Raw genomic sequence first — 18,862 nt, forward strand, 5'->3', positions numbered from 1 at the left:
ATGGAAGGCAACCAGTTATTTCCTGTCTTCATCAAACTGAATACCATTCATACCGTATTGGTAGGCGCTGGTCCTATCGGTTTAGAAAAACTTTCTGCATTGCTGGATAACAGTCCGGAGGCAAAGGTTACTGTTATTGGAATTGATGTTTTACCGCAATTGCAAACACTTGCTGATGGTTATGAAGGAGTAAATGTATTGCAAAAACCATTTGAACCTGCAGATTTAAACGGGGCAGACCTGGTAATTGCAGCTACGAATAATGAACTGCTGAACCAGGAGATCAGGATACAGGCCAGTCAGCGCAATTTGCTGGTCAACTTTGCCGATAAGCCGGAACTCTGCGATTTTTATCTTGGCTCGGTTGTTAAAAAAGGGGATTTAAAAATAGCCATTTCTACAAACGGTAAATCGCCCACTATAGCCAAACGTTTAAAAGAAGTACTAAACAATGGCTTGCCAGGCGAATTGAACGATACCCTGCAAAACATGCAGGCACTTAGAAATACATTGAATGGCGATTTTGCTGCAAAAGTAAAAAAACTAAATGAAGTGACATCGGCCCTGGTTGAAGGAAAAGCTTCGGTTGAAGGAGTGGTTGTAAGTGATGGAAAGCCTAAATTGGGTAAAATGAAATGGCTGATATGGCTGGCCATCGTATTTGCTTTTGCTATAGTGGTGGCAGCTTTTTGGCATAAGGAACCCGAATTTCAGGCTTTTGTAGCCAATATTAACCCGATGTTTTACTGGTTTTTGCTGGGTGGTTTCATCTTTGCAATGATAGATGGCGCCATAGGGATGTCGTATGGTGTAACCTCTACTTCCTTTTCGCTGGCGATGGGTGTGCCACCTGCATCAGCAAGTATGGGAGTACATTTGTCAGAAATTTTAAGCAATGGCATTGCCGGCTGGATGCATTACCGTTTTGGAAATGTGAACTGGAAACTGTTTAAGCTCTTGCTGATACCAGGTATTATTGGTGCAGTAACGGGTGCTTACCTGTTGTCTTCACTGGAACATTACAGCCATTATACCAAACCAATAGTTTCTTTGTATACTTTAATATTGGGTTTTGTAATTTTGTCTAAAGCCTATCAGGCTAACCGTAAAAGTGCAGTCAGAAAAAATAAGATTAAAAAGATTGGTTTGCTGGGGCTTTTTGGTGGTTTTATTGATGCTGTTGGTGGTGGTGGCTGGGGTTCAATTGTATTGTCAAGCTTAATCGCGGGTGGAAGAAATGCACGTTTCTCTTTAGGTACCGTAAAAATCACCCGCTTTTTTATAGCACTGATGAGCTCACTTACTTTTATCACCATGCTGAATGGTGCACATTGGGAGGCTGTTGCAGGTTTGGTGATTGGAAGTGCCCTGGCCTCGCCCATAGCGGCAAAGGTTTCCAACAGGATCTCTGCTAAAACAATTATGGTATCGGTAGGTATCCTGGTGGTTCTGGTGAGTCTGCGCAGCATCGTCAAATTTATTCTCGAATTAGTATAGTCATGAAGGAAAAATTAATAGAAATAGCAGAAAAAATAAAGGATCTTGATCCGGTTGAGGCCTTGAGGTTCTTTGCTGCCGAGTATCCTGGTAAAATTGTGTTTTCTACAAGTTTTGGATGGGAGGACCAGGTGATTACACATATGATCTTTGCCAATGATCTTCCTATTGAGGTTTTTACACTGGAAACAGGCCGACTGTTTCCGGAAACTTATTATGTATGGAACCGTACTTTAGAAATTTACAAAAAGCCCATTCATGCTTATTTTCCACAGGCAGAAGCTTTACAGGAAATGGTGGATAAAAAGGGACCAAGCAGTTTCTACGAATCTGTTGAAAACAGAAAAGAATGCTGCGGTATTCGTAAATTGGAGCCTTTAAGGAGAGCTTTAAAAGGGAACGATCTATGGGTTACCGGGATCAGGTCCGAACAATCGCTAAACAGACACGATATGGCCAACCTGGAATGGGATGAGCAAAACCAGCTGATCAAATTTCACCCTATCTTTTTCTGGTCTTTAGCGGAAGTGAAGGAATATATCAAAAAAAATAATATCGTTTATAATACTTTACACGATAAAGGTTTTCCAAGCATAGGTTGTGCGCCTTGTACCAGGGCTGTGCGCGAAGGTGAGGATTTCAGGGCCGGAAGATGGTGGTGGGAAGATCAATCGAAAAAGGAATGTGGTTTGCATGCCACTCAATAATTGCAACAGCATATGAGTAAATATAATTTAGATTATTTAGATGAATTAGAGGCCGAGGCCATTCACATCTTACGTGAAGTGGCAGGGCAATTTGAGAAGCCTGCCTTGTTGTTTTCTGGTGGTAAGGATTCTATTACGTTGGTTAGACTGGCGGAAAAAGCCTTCAGACCTGGTAAATTTCCTTTTCCACTGGTACATATTGATACCGGCCATAATTTTGAGGAAACGATAATTTACCGTGACAATATGGTGGCCCGCTTAGGTGAAAAACTGATTGTAGGTAGTGTTCAGGAATCGATTGACCAGGGTAAGGTAGTGGAACAGACTGGCAAAAATGCAAGCAGGAATGCTTTGCAAACAGTTACTTTGCTGGATACTATTGCTTGGCATGGTTTTGATGCCTGTATTGGCGGGGCAAGAAGGGATGAGGAAAAGGCAAGGGCCAAGGAACGTATTTTCTCTGTAAGGGATGAATTTGGACAGTGGGACCCTAAGCGCCAGCGCCCGGAATTGTGGAATATCTATAACGGTAAGATCCATAAAGGGGAAAATGTAAGGGTATTCCCGATCAGTAACTGGACGGAGCTGGATGTATGGAACTATATCAAAAGGGAAAATATTGGTCTGCCTTCTATCTATTTTGCACATTACAGGGATGTGATTACCCGTAACGGACAGCTGATGGCTGCTTCGCCATTTTTAAATATGGATGAAGAGGATATTGTGGAACATAAAAAAGTAAGGTTCCGTACTGTAGGTGATATGAGTTGTACTGCTGCAGTGGAATCGGATGCAGATGAGATAGACAACATCATCATGGAGATCAGTGCATCAAAAATTAGTGAACGCGGAGCCCGCATGGACGATAAAGTTTCGGAAGCTGCTATGGAAGACCGCAAAAAGGGAGGATACTTTTAATGAATATACTTAAATTTTTTACAGCGGGTAGTGTTGATGATGGTAAGAGCACACTTATTGGACGGTTGTTATACGATACGGACTCCATTCTTGCCGATCAGCTGGAAGCTTTACAGCAAAGTAACCGCAAAAATGATGACGGAACAATTGACCTGGCCATTTTAACGGATGGCTTAAGGGCAGAACGTGAACAGGGAATTACCATTGACGTGGCTTATAAATATTTCCAGACGGATAAGCGTAAGTTTATTATTGCAGATACTCCAGGACATATACAATATACCCGTAACATGGTTACCGGTGCTTCTACCGCTAAACTGGCTATCATTTTAATTGATGCCAGAAACGGTGTGGTAGAACAAACGATCCGTCATTCCTACCTGGTTTCGTTATTAGGTATTGAGCATGTGGTAGTTTGTTTAAACAAGATGGATATGGTAGGCTATAGCGAAACTGTATTTACTGCCATTACAGATAAATACAAGGCCCTTGCTGCTGAACTGAACCTGAAGGATGTGAATTTTATTCCTGTAAGTGCATTGAAAGGTGATAATGTAGTAAATGAGTCTGAAAACATGGCCTGGTACAAAGGCCGTAGCTTATTGCACTTCCTGGAAACGGTAGATGTGGAAACGGGTGCTGAATCTGATCTGGCCCGTATGCCGGTACAATGGGTAGTAAGGCCGCAAACGGAGGAACTGCACGATTACAGGGGGTATGCAGGCAGGATTTTAAGTGGCGAATTTAAGGTGGATGATAAGGTTACGGTATTGCCATCTGGTAGCAGTTCTGTGATCGAAAGAATAGAGCTGTTTGACCAGCAACCTGTGGTAGCTTTTGCCGGGCAGTCGGTAACGCTTCACCTGAAAGACAATATTGACATTAGCAGGGGTGATGTTTTGGTGAATTCTGACCATTTGCCGCAAAATTCCAGACTGATAGAAGCAGATGTTTGCTGGATGGATGCACGTCCGCTTGATGAGAACATCACCTATTTATTGCAGCACAACAGCAAGGTTACCAAGTGTAAGATCAGCGAAATTGTGTACAAAGTTGACATCAATACACTGGAAAAACAGCAGGCTTATGAATTTCGGTTAAATGACATAGGCAGGGTGATTTTGAAGACTGCTGATGAACTTGCATTTGATTTTTATGGTGACAACAAAGCCAATGGTGCGGCTATATTGATAGACAGCAGAACCAATTTGACGGTTGCAGCGTTGATGTTCAGGGCTATAGCAGATTAGGTTTTATTACTGGGTGTCTTGCAAAATATTTTCTGTCAAATATTTGCTTTACGTTTCTTAATCCCTATTTTGAGGTAATTTTAAACCCTCAGATTATGGAGATCATACACCTTAGTGCAGAATGTTATCCAATTGCTAAAGTTGGTGGTTTGGGCGACGTAGTAGGCGCCCTGCCAAAGTATCAGAATAAACTTGGACATGTAGCTAAGGTGGTAATGCCTGCGTACCAGACTAAATTTATGCAGGAGAATGAATTTGAGGTGGTTTATGATGGCTGGGGTAAACTTGGCTTTCGTGATTTTACAGTAAGGATTTTTAGGGAGAAGACAAATAAACTGGGTTTTGATCTGTTCCTGGTACATATAGCTGGTTTACTGGACAGGCCACAGGTATATGGTTATCATGACGATACGGAACGTTTCCTGGCTTACCAGATTGCAGTGCTGGACTGGATTGCGCAATGGGAACATCGCCCTGATGTAGTGCATTGTCATGACCATCATACCGGCCTGGTACCTTTTATGATGGCTTACTGTCTGCAGTTCAGAAGCCTGAGCCAGATTCCTACCGTTCTAACCATACACAATGCACAGTACCAGGGACAATTTGGTTGGGATAAACTACATTACATTCCTGCTTTTGATTTGTGGAAATCGGGACAGCTGGACTGGAAAGGAAGTATTAACCCTTTGGCATCAGCGATAAAATGTGCCTGGCGGGTAACTACTGTTTCACCAAGCTATCTGGATGAGATCAGTTTTAAAGCCAATGGGCTGGAAGATCTGCTGGCCCAGGAAAGGGGTAAATCTGCCGGGATCTTAAATGGCATTGACAATGAAGTCTGGAATCCACAGACGGATCCGATGTTGGAAAAGAAATTTACTTTGCGTACTGTTGATGCAGGTAAAAAGATTAATAAAGCTGCACTTTGTGCTGTTTTTAACCTTGATCCGGAAAAACCGCTGTTTACTTTTATCGGCAGGTTAGTAGGAGAAAAAGGAGCTGATCTGTTGCCCGATATATTTTACAATGCACTGCTTACCTATAACAAAGAAATTAATGTATTGGTACTGGGCTCGGGCGATCCACAGGTTGAAGGGCGTTTATCACATTTAAAGGAAGCTTTTCCGGGAAATTATAATGTTTATATCGGGTATAATGAGCAATTGTCGCATCAGATCTATGCTGCGGCAGACTTTTTGCTGATGCCTAGCAGGGTAGAACCGTGTGGTTTAAACCAGATGTATGCCTTAAGGTACGGCACCATTCCAATTGTAAGAAGAATAGGGGGATTGAAAGATACCGTAATTGATATTGGCGATGGTGGTTTTGGTATCTGTCATGACCAGACCAGTGTTTGGGATGTAGGGCATGCCATTGGCCGGGCTTATGAGTTGTACTCAGATGAAAAAAAAGTAAAAGAAATACGTAAGTTTATGATGCAGCTGGACCACTCATGGGATAGGGCAGCGCAGCAATATATTGATCTATACCAAATTTAAACTAGGATGAACATGACTGACAAAGTATTGGGAGTGATCCTTGGCGGTGGCCAGGGCTCAAGGCTGGCGCCATTAACACAAACACGCTCTAAACCAGCGGTACCGATAGGAGGGAAATACCGTTTGGTAGATATTCCAATTTCTAACTGCCTGAATTCGGGGATACACAGGATGTTCGTTTTAACACAATTCAATTCGGCATCATTAAATAAACACATTAAAAATACTTACCATTTTAGTCATTTCAGTGCTGCATTTGTAGATATTCTTGCCGCAGAACAAACGCCTGAGAACCCAACCTGGTTTCAGGGAACGGCTGATGCGGTAAGGCAAACCATGCACCATTTGTTAAATCATGAGTTTGAATATGCGCTGATCTTGTCAGGAGACCAGCTGTACCAGATGGACTTTAATAAAATGGTTCAGGCCCATGTTGAAAAAGGGGCTGAAGTGAGTATTGCTACTATTCCGGTAACAGCCAAGGATGCCACTGATTTTGGTATATTAAAGGTGAACGAAGATAGTTTTATTACTTCTTTTATAGAGAAACCTGCTGCTGCTTTATTGCCCGACTGGTCGTCTGATACAGGTGAAGAGATGCATGCTGAGGGTAGGGATTACCTGGCTTCAATGGGTATTTATATCTTTAACAGGGATTTGCTGGTAAAAATACTGATCGATAATCCTGATGAAAAGGATTTTGGTAAGGAGATTATTCCGAGGGCTATGGCACACAATAAGGTATTGAGTTTTCAGTATGAAGGTTACTGGACAGATATCGGTAACATTTCTTCATTTTTTGAAGCCAATCTTGGGCTTACAGATGATATCCCTAAATTTAATCTGTTCGACAGTCACCAAAGTATATTTACCAGGGCCAGGATGCTGCCCCCCTCTAAAATATTGGGAACTACTTTAAATAAGGCTGTAATTGCTGAGGGTTGTATTTTGCAGGCCGCAGAAATTTCACATGCAGTAATTGGTATCCGTTCCAGAATAGGGATAGGTACGGTTATTGAAAATGTTTATGTAATGGGTAGCGACAGGTACCAGACCCTTACAGAGATTGAGGAGGAGACTGCAAAACAGAAGCCATTGATCGGTATTGGCGACAGGTGTAAAATTGTTAATGCACTGGTAGATAAGAACTGCAGGATAGGTAATGATGTACAGATCATTGGTGGTGATCATTTACCTGATGGCGACCATCCTTTATATACAGTTAAAGATGGAATTGTGGTGGTAAAAAAAGGCGCAGTGATACCCAATGGAACGGTGATTTAAAGTAATTGCTTTATGCAACGTAGTTTCACCGATCAATTAGGTCGGACAATACAGGTAGATTATCCGCCAAAACGGATCATTTCGCTGGTGCCTTCCCAGACAGAACTGCTGTTTGATCTGGGACTGGATACTGAGGTTGTGGGCATTACCAAATTTTGTATTCATCCGATAGCACAATTTGCATCAAAGATAAAGGTTGGGGGAACCAAAAAATTAAATCTGGATCTGATCCGGGACCTGAAGCCAGACCTTATCATCGGCAATAAAGAGGAAAATGAACAGTTGCAGATTGAGGCTTTAATGGAAGAGTTTCCGGTTTGGATGAGTGATATATATACGCTGGAAGATGCCAAAGCAGCCATTGCACATATTGGAGCATTGGTAAACAGGGAGCCGGAAGCTGCTTATCTTGTACATCTGATCAGTGCAGGATTCAATGACCTGCAGACCCTGGCATTACAGCACGGCATTGATAAATCTGTAGCTTACCTGATCTGGAGGGAACCTTATATGCTGGCTGGTCCGGATACTTTTATAGATCATCTGCTAACCCTGAATGGTTTGCGGAATGTGATTAAGCAAAACAGGTATCCTGAAACTGACCTGGAAAACCTGGGGCTGTTAAAGCCAGATCTGGTGTTTCTTTCTTCTGAACCTTATCCTTTTAAGGAAAAACATCTCGAAGAGATTAAGAAAGCAATGCCCGCAGCCAGGGTATTGCTGGTAGATGGTGAGATGTTTTCCTGGTACGGAAGCCGTTTAGTGAAAGCGGTACAATACCTGTTCCAGCTTCAGGCCGAAATTACAGGGCCGGCCAGGCCCGGAAGGGGAAGCGAATTATAAGTGTGTTTTACTTAGCCCAGCGAAGAAGTATTTGCTGGGTCGGGAACTGAAGTCTGCTGAAGTTGATTCAAACTCGAGATAGTCTCATTTTTGGTGATCTGGGCAATTAAGTCCCTTAATTCATCATAAAATAAAAGCATGTCTATCATCCTGTCACTGTCAACCTCCGTTGCATTATGTAAAAACCAGCCTTTATACATCTCCCATAGCAGGGTTCGCATTTCCTCATTGTTATAATTTTCAAATATACCCTTGGTACTTATTAAATACTTGCCATCATCCATGACGTCAAATATAAATAATTAACAAAAATATATGTATAATATTGTTATAATTAAATTATGTAACCTGATTTCCTGTTTTTAGCTATATATACGGGGTTTTTTTGATTTTCTGCATGGTAACAACTGTGTGATCTGGTTATCTGCTGACAATTCTCGCGTTGTTAGAGGCGTGTTAAACGCCGGTCAGACGGAATTGTAACTCAATATAATAGGATTGAAAAAGTTTTTGCTGTAAACCAGCGCATTAACGAAAGTGCCTAAAAATAAATTAAAAACCCTTTTGACTTTTGATAAGAATCTCTATCTTTGCAGTCCTTAATAAATCCTAACTGCGGAAGTGGCGTAATTGGTAGCCGCACCAGACTTAGGATCTGGCGCTTCACGGCGTGGGGGTTCGAGTCCCTTCTTCCGCACAGCAAAATTCCCCCGCAACACGGGGGAATTTTTATATAAAGACATTAATACAAATATTGATTCAGAAAGATGAACATTACACAGGAAAAAATTAACGACTTAAATGCAGTTGTAAAAATTAAGATTGCGCCTGAGGATTACACTGAAAAGGTTGATAAATCTATTAAAGAACAGGCTAAGAAAGCAAACCTTCCAGGTTTCCGTAAAGGAATGGTTCCTGCCGCCCATATCAAAAAGATGTATGGCAGAAGTATTCTTGTTGAAGAGATCAATAATTTGTTAAGCGAGACTTTAAATAAACACCTTACTGATAATAAAGTTGAAATTCTGGGTCAGCCTTTACCTGTAATGGACGATACCAAAGAGTTTAAATGGGACTATACAGACGAATTTGAATTTGATTACGAACTGGGGCTTGCCCCGGCTATTGAAGTTGCCATTACTTCAAAGGATAAGTTTACACAATATGTAGTTAAGGCCGATGAAGAAACGCTGGCTGCAAGGATCAAAAACATCCGCAAAAGCTATGGCAAAATGACAAATCCGGAAGTTTCGGCAGACGATGATGTACTTTATGCCGAATTAACACAACTTTCGGCAGATGGTTCAGTTTTTGAAGGTGGCATTACTGCAACCGGATCTATTCGTTTGGATCAGGTTACTGATAAAAAGATATTAAAATCTTTGATTGGTTTAAAGAAAGATGATGTTGTAGAACTTGATGTTCAAAAAGCTTTTGATAAAAACGAGGTGGTAATTGCCAAGTTGTTAAACATCAGCGAAGAGGATGCGAAAGATTTACAGTCTAAATTCCGTGTAACGGTTAAAAATGTAAACCGTTTAGAGGAAGCTGATTTAAACCAGGAGTTCTTTGATAAATTGTTTGGTGCAGGTGTAGTAACAGATGAGGCTGGTTTTAAAACTAAGATCACTGAGGAAATTGAAAGTATGTTTAAGCAGGATGCAGACCGCAAATTGCAGAACGACATTTATACCAAACTGATTGAAAGTGTAAAAATGGAATTGCCGGATGAGTTTTTACGTAAGTGGCTAAAAGCAACCAACGAAAAATTAACGGATGAGGAACTGACTGAAGGTTATGACGATTTTGCCAAGAACCTGAAATGGACTTTGATTGAGAATAAACTGATCAAAGACAACAACATCGAGATTAAGTATGAAGATGTGTTTCAAACGGCTAAACAACGGTTGGATGCGCAATTCAGAATGTATAGCCCAAGTCCGATGCCTGAAGACCAACTGGCACAGTATACGGCTACTTTTCTGAAAGAAAAAGACAATGCTAACCGCATTTTTGATGAGGTTAAAGCCATCAAAGTTTTTGATTACATTCAATCAGTTGCTACTTTGGACCAAAAAGAAATAGCTTATAATAAATTTACAGAATTGAAATAAGCGCAGTTTAATACTGCAGAGTTTTAATAGGATAACATGAATGAATAAGGCGGCCTTTTAAAAGGTCGCCTTATTTATATAAAAACGAATTCAAATTTTACAATACCACAATAAATTACCAATTTAGTTTTATTACTATTGGTGAAGAAAATAGATAGTGATTAAAATAACAATTAGAGATCATGAAGATAGATAAAGACGAATTTAGAAAATACGCAGTTAAACATCACCGTATAAATGGTTTAAATGTAGACCGTTATATTGGTGCTACCAATAATTCACCCAAAGCCATGACACCTTATATTATTGAGGAGCGTCAGCTTAATGTTGCTCAGATGGATGTGTTTTCCCGTTTGATGATGGACCGTATCATCTTTTTAGGAGATGCCATTTATGATGGAAATGCGAATATCATCCAGGCACAATTGCTATTTTTACAGTCGACAGACAACAACAGGGACATTCAGATCTACATCAACTCACCAGGTGGATCAGTATATGCAGGCCTGGGTATTTATGATACCATGCAGTATATTGCACCTGATGTGGCTACCATCTGTACAGGTATGGCCGCATCAATGGGGGCCGTTTTACTGGTTGCCGGTGCTAAAGGTAAACGTGCGGCATTGCCTCATTCAAGAGTGATGATCCACCAGCCTTCGGGCGGGGCACAGGGGGTAGCTTCTGATATGGAGATCAACCTGAGGGAAATGCTTAAATTGAAGAAAGAATTATACGATATTATTTCAAACCATTCGGGACAGAGCTATGAGTGGGTAGAAAAGGCTTCAGACCGTGATTACTGGATGAAGGCTGAGGAAGCAAAAGGCTTCGGAATGATTGATGAAGTGCTAGGTGCTAGCAACAAAGACTAAAAAATGGCTAAACAAAACAAAGAATCCCGTTGCTCTTTTTGCGGCTCAGGTAAGCAGGATACACTAATGCTTATTGAAGGACTGGATGCATTTATCTGCGATAAGTGTGTAACCCAGGCCAATCAGCTGTTGGTACAGGAGCTGGGGAGTAAAAAATCGAAAGCTTTAGATACTTCGATCACGCTGTTAAAGCCCCTGGAAATTAAAGCTCATATTGACCAGTATGTAATTGGTCAGGATGATGCTAAAAAGGTGCTTGCAGTGGCGGTATATAACCACTATAAAAGGTTAAGTCAGAAAGTAGACAAGGGTGATGAGGTTGAGATTGAAAAATCCAATATCATGTTGGTAGGTGAAACGGGTACAGGTAAAACCTTACTGGCTAAAACTATTGCCAAGATATTACATGTACCTTTCTGTATATGTGATGCAACGGTACTTACAGAGGCTGGGTATGTTGGTGAAGATGTGGAGAGCATTCTTACCCGATTGTTACAGGCTGCTGATTATGACGTGGCTTCGGCAGAACGTGGCATTGTATATATTGATGAGGTAGATAAGGTGGCACGTAAAAGTGATAATCCTTCTATTACCCGGGATGTATCTGGTGAAGGCGTACAGCAGGCTTTACTGAAGATATTAGAAGGTACGGTAGTAAACGTTCCACCACAGGGCGGACGTAAACATCCTGATCAGAAGATGATCCCGGTAAATACAAATAACATTCTGTTTATATGCGGAGGGGCTTTTGATGGCATAGAACGTAAAATTGCCAACAGGCTGCGTACCCAGGCAGTAGGTTATAAGGTTAAAAAGGACGACGCTGAACTGGATCTTAAAAACCTTTATAAATATATTACGCCTCAGGATTTAAAATCGTTTGGTTTAATTCCGGAACTGATTGGACGTGTACCGGTTTTAACCCACCTGAACCCATTGGATAAGCAGGCATTGCGCAACATCCTGACCGAGCCTAAAAACTCGCTGTTCCGTCAGTATGTAAAATTGTTTGAACTGGAAAATGTGAAACTTACATTTGATAACGAAGTTTTGGACTTTATAGTAGATAAAGCGATGGAATATAAGCTTGGTGCAAGGGGCTTGCGCTCTATTTGTGAGGCCATTATGCTGGATGCGATGTTCGAGATCCCTTCTGATACCAGTGTCAAGGAGTTGAGCATTACACTCGATTATGCGGTTGAAAAGTTTGAGAAGGCCGACTTTAAAAAGTTAAAAGCTGCTTAGAAATTTAATCCCCGGTTTACCGGGGATTTTTTTTTAACTTGTTTTAGGCGATCAGCTGGTTCGCTGCAAAGCATAATAAAAGGAGAATAGATATGAATGAAGAAAAAGATGTAAAAAAAGAAGAACAAAAGGGAGGAAAAGTAAAGAAGATAAAAGAAGTGGAATCGCCGGTAAAGGCTGGCCTGAAATCAAAGGCTGATATTGTACAAAACTGGCTGCCCAGATATACAGGAAGGCCATTAGCAGATTTTGGCCAGTACATACTGCTCACTAATTTTAGTAAGTATGTACAGATGTTTTCTGAATGGCACGATAATGCACCGGTTATGGGGCTGGATAAACCTATGCAAAGTGTAACAGCTGACGGGATTACCATTATAAATTTTGGTATGGGAAGCCCGATGGCTGCAACCATGATGGACTTGCTGACGGCAATCAGCCCGAAGGCAGTATTGTTTTTGGGTAAATGTGGCGGATTGAAAAAGAAGAACCAGCTAGGCGACCTGATCCTGCCTATTGCGGCGATAAGAGGTGAGGGGACGTCCAATGATTATTTACCTGCTGAAGTACCTGCATTACCTGCGTTTGCTTTACAAAAGGCAATATCAACCACAATACGTGACCATTCGAGGGATTACTGGACTGGAACCTGTTATACCACTAACCGCAGGGTTTGGGAGCACGATAAGGCTTTTAAAAAATACCTGAAAACTTTAAGGGCGATGGCTGTGGACATGGAAACTGCTACCATATTTACCACTGGTTTTGCCAATAAGATACCCACAGGAGCGTTATTACTGGTCTCAGATCAGCCGATGATCCCTGAAGGGGTTAAAACAACGGAAAGCGACAGTAATGTAACATCCACTTATGTGGAAACACATTTAAGGATAGGCATTGATTCCCTGAAGCAGCTGATCAATAACGGGCTTACAGTTAAGCACCTGCATTTTTAATCTTCGTTAAGACTTTTAGGATAATCGAACTGGAGCAGCCTGCCGGTATGGTGGCTTACCAGTTCCCATTCGTCGAAAGGGAATTCTATCAATACAGTACCGCAGGTAGGGATGTTGTAAATATCGGCATCACTGAGGTAATTGGCGAGGTCTGTAAATCCTGGATTATGCCCGAAAATAGCAATATAGTCATACCTGTTATTGAACCTATTGATTACTTTCAAGAGGGTTTTGACATTTGCTTCATAAATTGAAGCCTCTTCTTTTATTTGTTCTGCTGATTTTTTCCAGGCTTGTGCAAAATGTTTGGCAGTGGTAATGGCCCTTAAAGCCGGACTGCTTACGATGAGTTGCGGAACCAGGTCTTTTTGCAGTAATCTTGCGGCCATTTCCGGTGCATTTCTGTGCCCCCTGGGGTTTAGTGGTCTGTCAAAGTCTGCAAGATGTGCATTCCCCCATTCTGATTTACCGTGTCTGACCAATAGTAGTTTTTTCGCCATTGCTGAGTTTATTGAGTACAGTATTTATAACAACCGATTCTGATAAATTGTTCATACAGGCAAAGTCGCCGCGGTAACATGGAACATTTCCATAAACAGAGCATGGCCTGCAATAGAGATCTGCTTGTACCGCATCCTTTATGGATTGGCCATAGCCTAAAAACCCTATGTAAGGATGGGTGGCACCCCATACAGATACAACCGGGATATTTTTTAAAGCAGCAAGGTGCATGCCGGAAGAGTCCATACTCAACATCACATCCAGGTTTGAAATGAGCTTTAGCTCATCTTCGAGTTTGATTTTTCTGACTACTGAAGTAACGTTTTTATGTTTACATTCCCATTCCATAGCTATCTGTTCTTCTTCTGAAGAACCACCAAATATGAAAAGCTGGTGTCCTGAGTTGGCCAGTGCCAATAGTACGGTCTCTGTTTTTTGCAGAGGATACACTTTTTGCAGGTGCTGGGCAAAGGGACTTACACCGATCCATTTTTGTGTTTTTGGGAAAGAGATAAAGGGAAAGTCAGCTGGGGTTAAGGTTTGAGGCCTTCTTTCAGTTAATTTGTTTTGCAGTCCAAAAGGGAAACCTAAAGTTTTGAATACTTCTGCATAACGGATTATTGTAAGCTTAAGGGGTCTGAGTATTTTTTGTTCCCTGCGGGTAAGTTCTGCTTTCTCTTTTCTGCCCTTGTCTATCCTGGCTGTTTTTACTCCTGTAATAAAAAAGAGCAGGCTTACTATTCTGCTTCTGAGGTTATTGTGCAGATCGGCAACAGCAGTTATTTTTTGTTTTCGGAGTGCTATAAAGAGTTTAATGAGCCCCAAAAAGCCTTTGTGCTGTTGTTTGGGTTCGAAAGGATAAAAATTTAAATTGGGGATATCATTAAAGAAAGGCTGGAATAAGCTGCGGCTCAGCATCAGCAATTCCGTATCCGGATATTCCCGCATAAATTCCTTTAAAACAGGAGCGGTCATGGCTACATCTCCCATGGCCGAGAAACGGATGACCAGTATTTTATTTTTGCCCCTCATTCATGGTTAGTGTTGTAAAGAACAGGATTAAGATTGGGGTCATTATACATTTTCATTTGTTTGTATACTTTCATATACTTTGTACCGTTTTCAATATCCTGTATCAATTCATCTAAGCTATTGGAAAGATCGGCTCTTTGGTTTAACAGAATGTTAAGCTTTTGTGTACAAAGGTCCCGGTGTTCCTGGGTAGCATCAGGTCTGACGGTTTCTTCAGTCATGTGGTATACTTTTAAAGCAAGGATCGATAAGCGGTCTATTACCCATGCCGGACTTTCAGAATTGATCTTCGCATCTGCATTTGGCTTTATATTTTTGTATTCTTCCAAAAAGTAGCTGTCTATGTATTCTACTACATCCGTCCTTTCCTGATTAGAAGCATCAATGCGTCTTTTCCATTGCAGTCCTTCAACCGGATCGATCTCCGGATTACGGACTACGTCTTCCATGTGCCATTGAGCGGTATCTATCCAACATTTTAAATAAAGCAGGTGTTCAATAGAGCTGATGCGATATGGATTTTCTATAGGCTGATCTATATGGTTATGGATGTGATAATCATGGATTGCCTCTCCGAATATTCTGTTGCAAAGCTTACTAATCATAACTCAAAGGTAAGGATAACTATTTTTTATTACCGAAGTATTGAGCAATATCTTGCAAGGATAAAGCATTTAAACACTGTTTTGCAGTTAAGCCACCTTTTCTGCCGATCAAGACACCATAGTGCATATCATGAAACCCTTCTTTTCTATGTGCATCCGGGTTTACGGAAAGCAATACACCTTTCTCCAGGGCATAACGGTGCCAACGCCAATCGAGGTCAAGACGCAATGGATTGGCGTTAATCTCAATCACTACATTGTTGGCCACGCAGGCGTCTATAACTTTTGCATAATCAATAGGATAACCCTTTCTGCTAAGCAATAGCCGGCCCGTAGGGTGTCCTAAAATGGTAGTATAAGGGTTTTCTACGGCTTTAATTAACCGTGCCGTGGCTTTCTGTTCATCCATGCGGAGATTGCTGTGTACAGAGGCTACTACAAAATCAAATGTTTTGAGGATCTCATCACTGTAATCCAGAGAGCCATCGTTCAGGATATCACTTTCTATACCCTTAAAAATACGGAAGGGCGCAAGTTTTGCATTTAAAGCTTCGATTTCCTGGTGCTGAGCATATACCCGTTGCTCGTTTAGTCCGTTTGCATAAAAGGCGGATCTGGAATGATCACAGATGCCCAGGTATTCCAGTCTCAGGTTGTCCTTACAAAAAACAGCCATTTCCTCCAGGGTATGTACGCCATCGCTCCAGGTAGAGTGGTTGTGCAGGCTGCCTTTCAGATCGGCATCAGTAAGGAGTATAGGGAGTTTATTTTCTTTGGCCAGCTGGATTTCATTCAGTCCTTCCCTCAGCTCAGGTTCAACGTAAGCAAGACCAGCTTTTTGGTAGATTTCCTGTTCCGATGTAAAAGCATCTGATCCTGCCAGCGCCAGTACTTCATTTACGTGTTGCTCATTACCGGTAAGCTTAAACCAGTTCAGGTAAAAATCTGATTTTTGGACTATATAAAGTTTTATTTTTAAGCCAAAAGGACTGTTTGCCAAATAATTTCCATCTGTTTGCTGTTCAAATACCAGGGGCTCAAAGGTGGTTATTTTAGTATGTATTTCTTCCAGGGTTTCGGCACCGATGAGCAATTCAATTTCTTCTATGATTTCCAGGCAGCGGCGATAGGCTCCGGCTATACCAAGTAAGGGATCACCGCTAATGGTATTTAACCATATAGCCAGGTCGGCGTATAGCTTGTTTACCAGGCTTTCAGTCTGGGCGTATAGAAATTTGCCCGAGGCAGCCATTTTAAATTCTATGATCTTTTTGATCTCTTCCTGTGTTTTCAATCCGAAGCCTTTGGCTTCGATCAGCCTGTTTTCATTACAGGCATAATATAACTCGCCAATATTCTCTATGGCCAGGTCTTTCCAGATGACAGCAATCTTTTTTGGTCCTATGCCTTTAATGCCCAGCATTTCGACAATTCCTGTAGGTGTTTGGGCCAATATTTGCTCCAGTTCGGTCATTGAACCTGTTTCCAGCAATTCCCAGACTTTTGCCGAGATACTTTTTCCAAGACCATCAATCTGGGAGATTTCTTCAATTGTTTTCCCTTTAACGGGGTACGGTAATTTATCTACTTTAAATGCAGCATTAGCAATAGATTTAATTTTAAAAGGGTTCTCATTGTGTAGTTCCATCAATTGAGAAAGTAGCCGAAGTGTGCGTGCAATGGTTTTATTTTCCATTTTAATCAGGAAGTTTTATTGTATTTTAATTTCAAAAGGCATCCTGGTCTGGATTCCTGATCTGGATACAGCTGATTTTATTTGCTGATAGATAGGATAGCTCGCACCAAGCTCTTGTTTGGCATAATAAGTTCTTATCTTATCTGTTGTGTTGTCCATCAGTGATTTAAAGGGATCCCGCATTTCAGGATATTCCACAATACTGTAATCTTTTATTTTAGCTTTTTTAGCTGCGGCAATTATGGCATCATTAAAGTTACCTGTTCTGTCGGCCAGTCCAATTCTGACTGCATCAGTCCCAACCCAAACACGGCCACCACCTATGCTGTCTATGTAAGCTTTTGTTCTTTTACGCCCATCTGCCACACGGGTAATAAAACTATCGTATACCCGGTTTACATCATTTTGTACAATCAGCCTTTCACCTGCAGTCATGGGTCTGTCCACACTCATGATATCTGCATATTTTCCGGTTTTAACACCATCAAAGGTGATTCCAAGTTTATCATTAAATAATTTCTGGAAATTAGGAATAACACCAAATACGCCAATAGATCCGGTTATGGTGTTGGGTTGTACAAATATGGAGTCGGCCGCGCATGCAATGTAATAGCCTCCAGAGGCTGCTACATCTCCAAATGAAGCGATAACAGGTTTTATCTTTTTGGTGAGTACAATTTCTCTCCAGATCACATCTGAGGCCAAAGCGCTGCCACCTGGTGAATTTACCCTTAAAACAACAGCTTTGATATCGGTATCAAGACGGGCTTTCCGAATGGCTTTGGAGATCCGTTCCGAACCAATCTGGTGATCGGAGCCATCGCCACCCATGATGTCGCCATTGGCGTAAATTATGGCTACTTTCTGGCTTGCGGAAGTAGGCTGGTCTTTAACAACATTTCTGGCATAGTCATTAATAGAAATGGTTGTGAGATCATTTTTTTTCTCTTTTCCACTTAATGTTTTGAGTTCATCAATAATCTGGTCTTTATATTTCAGCTCATCCACCATTTTATAGGCAACAGCGTCTTGAGGCTGCCTGATCTTATAATCATCTGCAATCTGGTAAAGCGTTTCGGTGCTGATGTTACGGCTTTTGGCTATCCCTTCCAGAAAAGTATCATATAGGCCATGCAGGTAGGCCGTAACCTGTTCGCGGTTTTTGTCGCTCATTTTTTCTGCAAAGAAAGGCTCTACAGCACTTTTATAATTACCGACCCTCACAATCTGGGCTTCGATGCCAAGTTTATCCAGTGCACCTTTAAAAAACATGGTCTCAGATTTCAGGCCTTTAAACTCCAGTGCACCTTCGGGATTTAAATAAATCTTATCGGCTGCAGAAGCCAGGTAATAGGCTCCCTGTGTGTAAACCTCACTATAGGCTATGATTTTCTTTTTACTTGTTTTAAAATCAATCAGTGCATCCCTGATTTCACGCATGGTAGCAAAACCCGCCTGAGGTGAGGTTACATTGATGTAAACACATTTAATGTTGTCGTCTGTTTTGGCTTTTTGCAACGCACGGATCACATCGTTAAAACCAATGCTTTTATCCTCATCTGAGCCAACCAGGGGCAATCTTGACAAAGGATCGTCAGCGGTGCGTTCAGTTATGCTTTGGTCCAGGTTAAGCAAAAGTACAGAATTGCTGTTTACACTTACTTTCTGTTCCTTTAGGGATGTTTTAACAATTCCGATGATCAATAGTATAAAAAATACTAAAAATAAGGCCAGTGAAATGACTACGCCTACCACTGTAGCAAAAACATATTTAAAAAATTCTCTCATCTGCCAGGTAAATATTTAATTTGTAAAGGTAAATAAAAAAAAGCCTCGG

The 18,862-nt window shown here is 41.3% G+C and carries 17 protein-coding genes and 1 tRNA gene; 12 read left to right on the plus strand and 6 right to left on the minus strand.

The window, feature by feature from the left end:
* The 7 genes from HDC92_RS15970 to HDC92_RS16000 all read left to right on the plus strand — a co-directional run bounded on the left by HDC92_RS15970 (nt 1) and on the right by HDC92_RS16000 (nt 8,001).
* Nucleotides 1-1,497: a TSUP family transporter gene (locus HDC92_RS15970; protein ID WP_183875930.1), complete on the plus strand. Its 1,497-nt coding sequence runs from the start codon at nt 1-3 to the stop codon at nt 1,495-1,497.
* A gap of 2 nt (nt 1,498-1,499) precedes the next feature.
* On the plus strand, nt 1,500-2,204 hold the full coding sequence (locus HDC92_RS15975; protein ID WP_183875932.1) for a phosphoadenylyl-sulfate reductase: 705 nt from the start codon (nt 1,500-1,502) through the stop codon (nt 2,202-2,204).
* A 12-nt stretch (nt 2,205-2,216) separates the two neighbouring features.
* Nucleotides 2,217-3,122 (plus strand): sulfate adenylyltransferase subunit CysD, encoded by a 906-nt coding sequence (gene cysD, locus HDC92_RS15980; protein ID WP_183875934.1) that lies wholly within the window; start codon nt 2,217-2,219, stop codon nt 3,120-3,122.
* The gene (locus HDC92_RS15985; protein ID WP_015808893.1) at nt 3,122-4,372 is read left to right on the plus strand and encodes a sulfate adenylyltransferase subunit 1; all 1,251 of its coding nucleotides are present in this window, start codon (nt 3,122-3,124) and stop codon (nt 4,370-4,372) included. Before cysD ends, HDC92_RS15985 begins: the two co-directional genes overlap by 1 nt.
* A 95-nt stretch (nt 4,373-4,467) precedes the next feature.
* Nucleotides 4,468-5,874, plus strand: a complete 1,407-nt coding sequence (locus HDC92_RS15990) for a glycogen synthase (RefSeq protein ID WP_015808892.1) — start codon at nt 4,468-4,470, stop codon at nt 5,872-5,874.
* A 12-nt stretch (nt 5,875-5,886) separates the two neighbouring features.
* Complete coding sequence (locus HDC92_RS15995; protein WP_143715761.1) at nt 5,887-7,158, plus strand: glucose-1-phosphate adenylyltransferase; 1,272 nt, start codon at nt 5,887-5,889, stop codon at nt 7,156-7,158.
* A gap of 12 nt (nt 7,159-7,170) precedes the next feature.
* Nucleotides 7,171-8,001, plus strand: a complete 831-nt coding sequence (locus HDC92_RS16000; RefSeq protein ID WP_183875936.1) for an ABC transporter substrate-binding protein — start codon at nt 7,171-7,173, stop codon at nt 7,999-8,001.
* Nucleotides 8,002-8,012: 11 nt separating this feature from the next.
* Here HDC92_RS16000 and HDC92_RS16005 read toward each other — a convergent pair whose 3' ends face one another.
* Nucleotides 8,013-8,222, minus strand: coding sequence for a hypothetical protein (locus tag HDC92_RS16005; protein WP_183875938.1), 210 nt, complete (start codon nt 8,220-8,222; stop codon nt 8,013-8,015).
* Nucleotides 8,223-8,616: 394 nt separating this feature from the next.
* Between HDC92_RS16005 and HDC92_RS16010 the strand changes: the two genes are divergently transcribed.
* From HDC92_RS16010 to HDC92_RS16030, 5 genes are all read left to right on the plus strand, one after another.
* Nucleotides 8,617-8,698, plus strand: a tRNA-Leu gene (locus tag HDC92_RS16010).
* Between the two features lie 70 nt (nt 8,699-8,768).
* Nucleotides 8,769-10,115: a trigger factor gene (gene tig, locus HDC92_RS16015; RefSeq protein ID WP_015808888.1), complete on the plus strand. Its 1,347-nt coding sequence runs from the start codon at nt 8,769-8,771 to the stop codon at nt 10,113-10,115.
* Between the two features lie 182 nt (nt 10,116-10,297).
* Nucleotides 10,298-10,990 (plus strand): ATP-dependent Clp endopeptidase proteolytic subunit ClpP, encoded by a 693-nt coding sequence (clpP, locus tag HDC92_RS16020; RefSeq protein ID WP_015808887.1) that lies wholly within the window; start codon nt 10,298-10,300, stop codon nt 10,988-10,990.
* Between the two features lie 3 nt (nt 10,991-10,993).
* On the plus strand, nt 10,994-12,235 hold the full coding sequence (gene clpX / locus HDC92_RS16025) for an ATP-dependent Clp protease ATP-binding subunit ClpX (RefSeq protein WP_015808886.1): 1,242 nt from the start codon (nt 10,994-10,996) through the stop codon (nt 12,233-12,235).
* A gap of 92 nt (nt 12,236-12,327) precedes the next feature.
* The gene (locus HDC92_RS16030) at nt 12,328-13,191 is read left to right on the plus strand and encodes an AMP nucleosidase (protein ID WP_183875940.1); all 864 of its coding nucleotides are present in this window, start codon (nt 12,328-12,330) and stop codon (nt 13,189-13,191) included.
* Here HDC92_RS16030 and HDC92_RS16035 read toward each other — a convergent pair.
* From HDC92_RS16035 to sppA, 5 genes are read right to left on the minus strand one after another with little or no spacing between them, the layout of a single operon-like run.
* Nucleotides 13,188-13,691 carry a SixA phosphatase family protein gene (locus HDC92_RS16035; RefSeq protein WP_183875942.1) on the minus strand — a complete coding sequence of 168 codons (504 nt, stop codon included), beginning with the start codon at nt 13,689-13,691 and terminating at the stop codon, nt 13,188-13,190. The genes HDC92_RS16030 and HDC92_RS16035 overlap by 4 nt on opposite strands.
* The gene (locus HDC92_RS16040; RefSeq protein ID WP_183875944.1) at nt 13,657-14,724 is read right to left on the minus strand and encodes a glycosyltransferase family 9 protein; all 1,068 of its coding nucleotides are present in this window, start codon (nt 14,722-14,724) and stop codon (nt 13,657-13,659) included. Before HDC92_RS16040 ends, HDC92_RS16035 begins: the two co-directional genes overlap by 35 nt.
* Nucleotides 14,721-15,329 carry a DUF4254 domain-containing protein gene (locus tag HDC92_RS16045; RefSeq protein ID WP_015808882.1) on the minus strand — a complete coding sequence of 203 codons (609 nt, stop codon included), beginning with the start codon at nt 15,327-15,329 and terminating at the stop codon, nt 14,721-14,723. Before HDC92_RS16045 ends, HDC92_RS16040 begins: the two co-directional genes overlap by 4 nt.
* Before the next feature lie 19 nt (nt 15,330-15,348).
* On the minus strand, nt 15,349-17,025 hold the full coding sequence (locus tag HDC92_RS16050; protein WP_183875946.1) for a DNA polymerase/3'-5' exonuclease PolX: 1,677 nt from the start codon (nt 17,023-17,025) through the stop codon (nt 15,349-15,351).
* A gap of 15 nt (nt 17,026-17,040) precedes the next feature.
* A complete protein-coding gene (sppA, locus tag HDC92_RS16055; RefSeq protein WP_183875948.1) occupies nt 17,041-18,813 on the minus strand; it encodes a signal peptide peptidase SppA in 1,773 nt (590 codons plus the stop codon).
* Between the last annotated feature and the right edge of the window lie 49 nt (nt 18,814-18,862).

Source organism: Pedobacter sp. AK017 (assembly GCF_014200825.1).
Classification (GTDB): Bacteria; Bacteroidota; Bacteroidia; order Sphingobacteriales; family Sphingobacteriaceae; genus Pedobacter; species Pedobacter heparinus.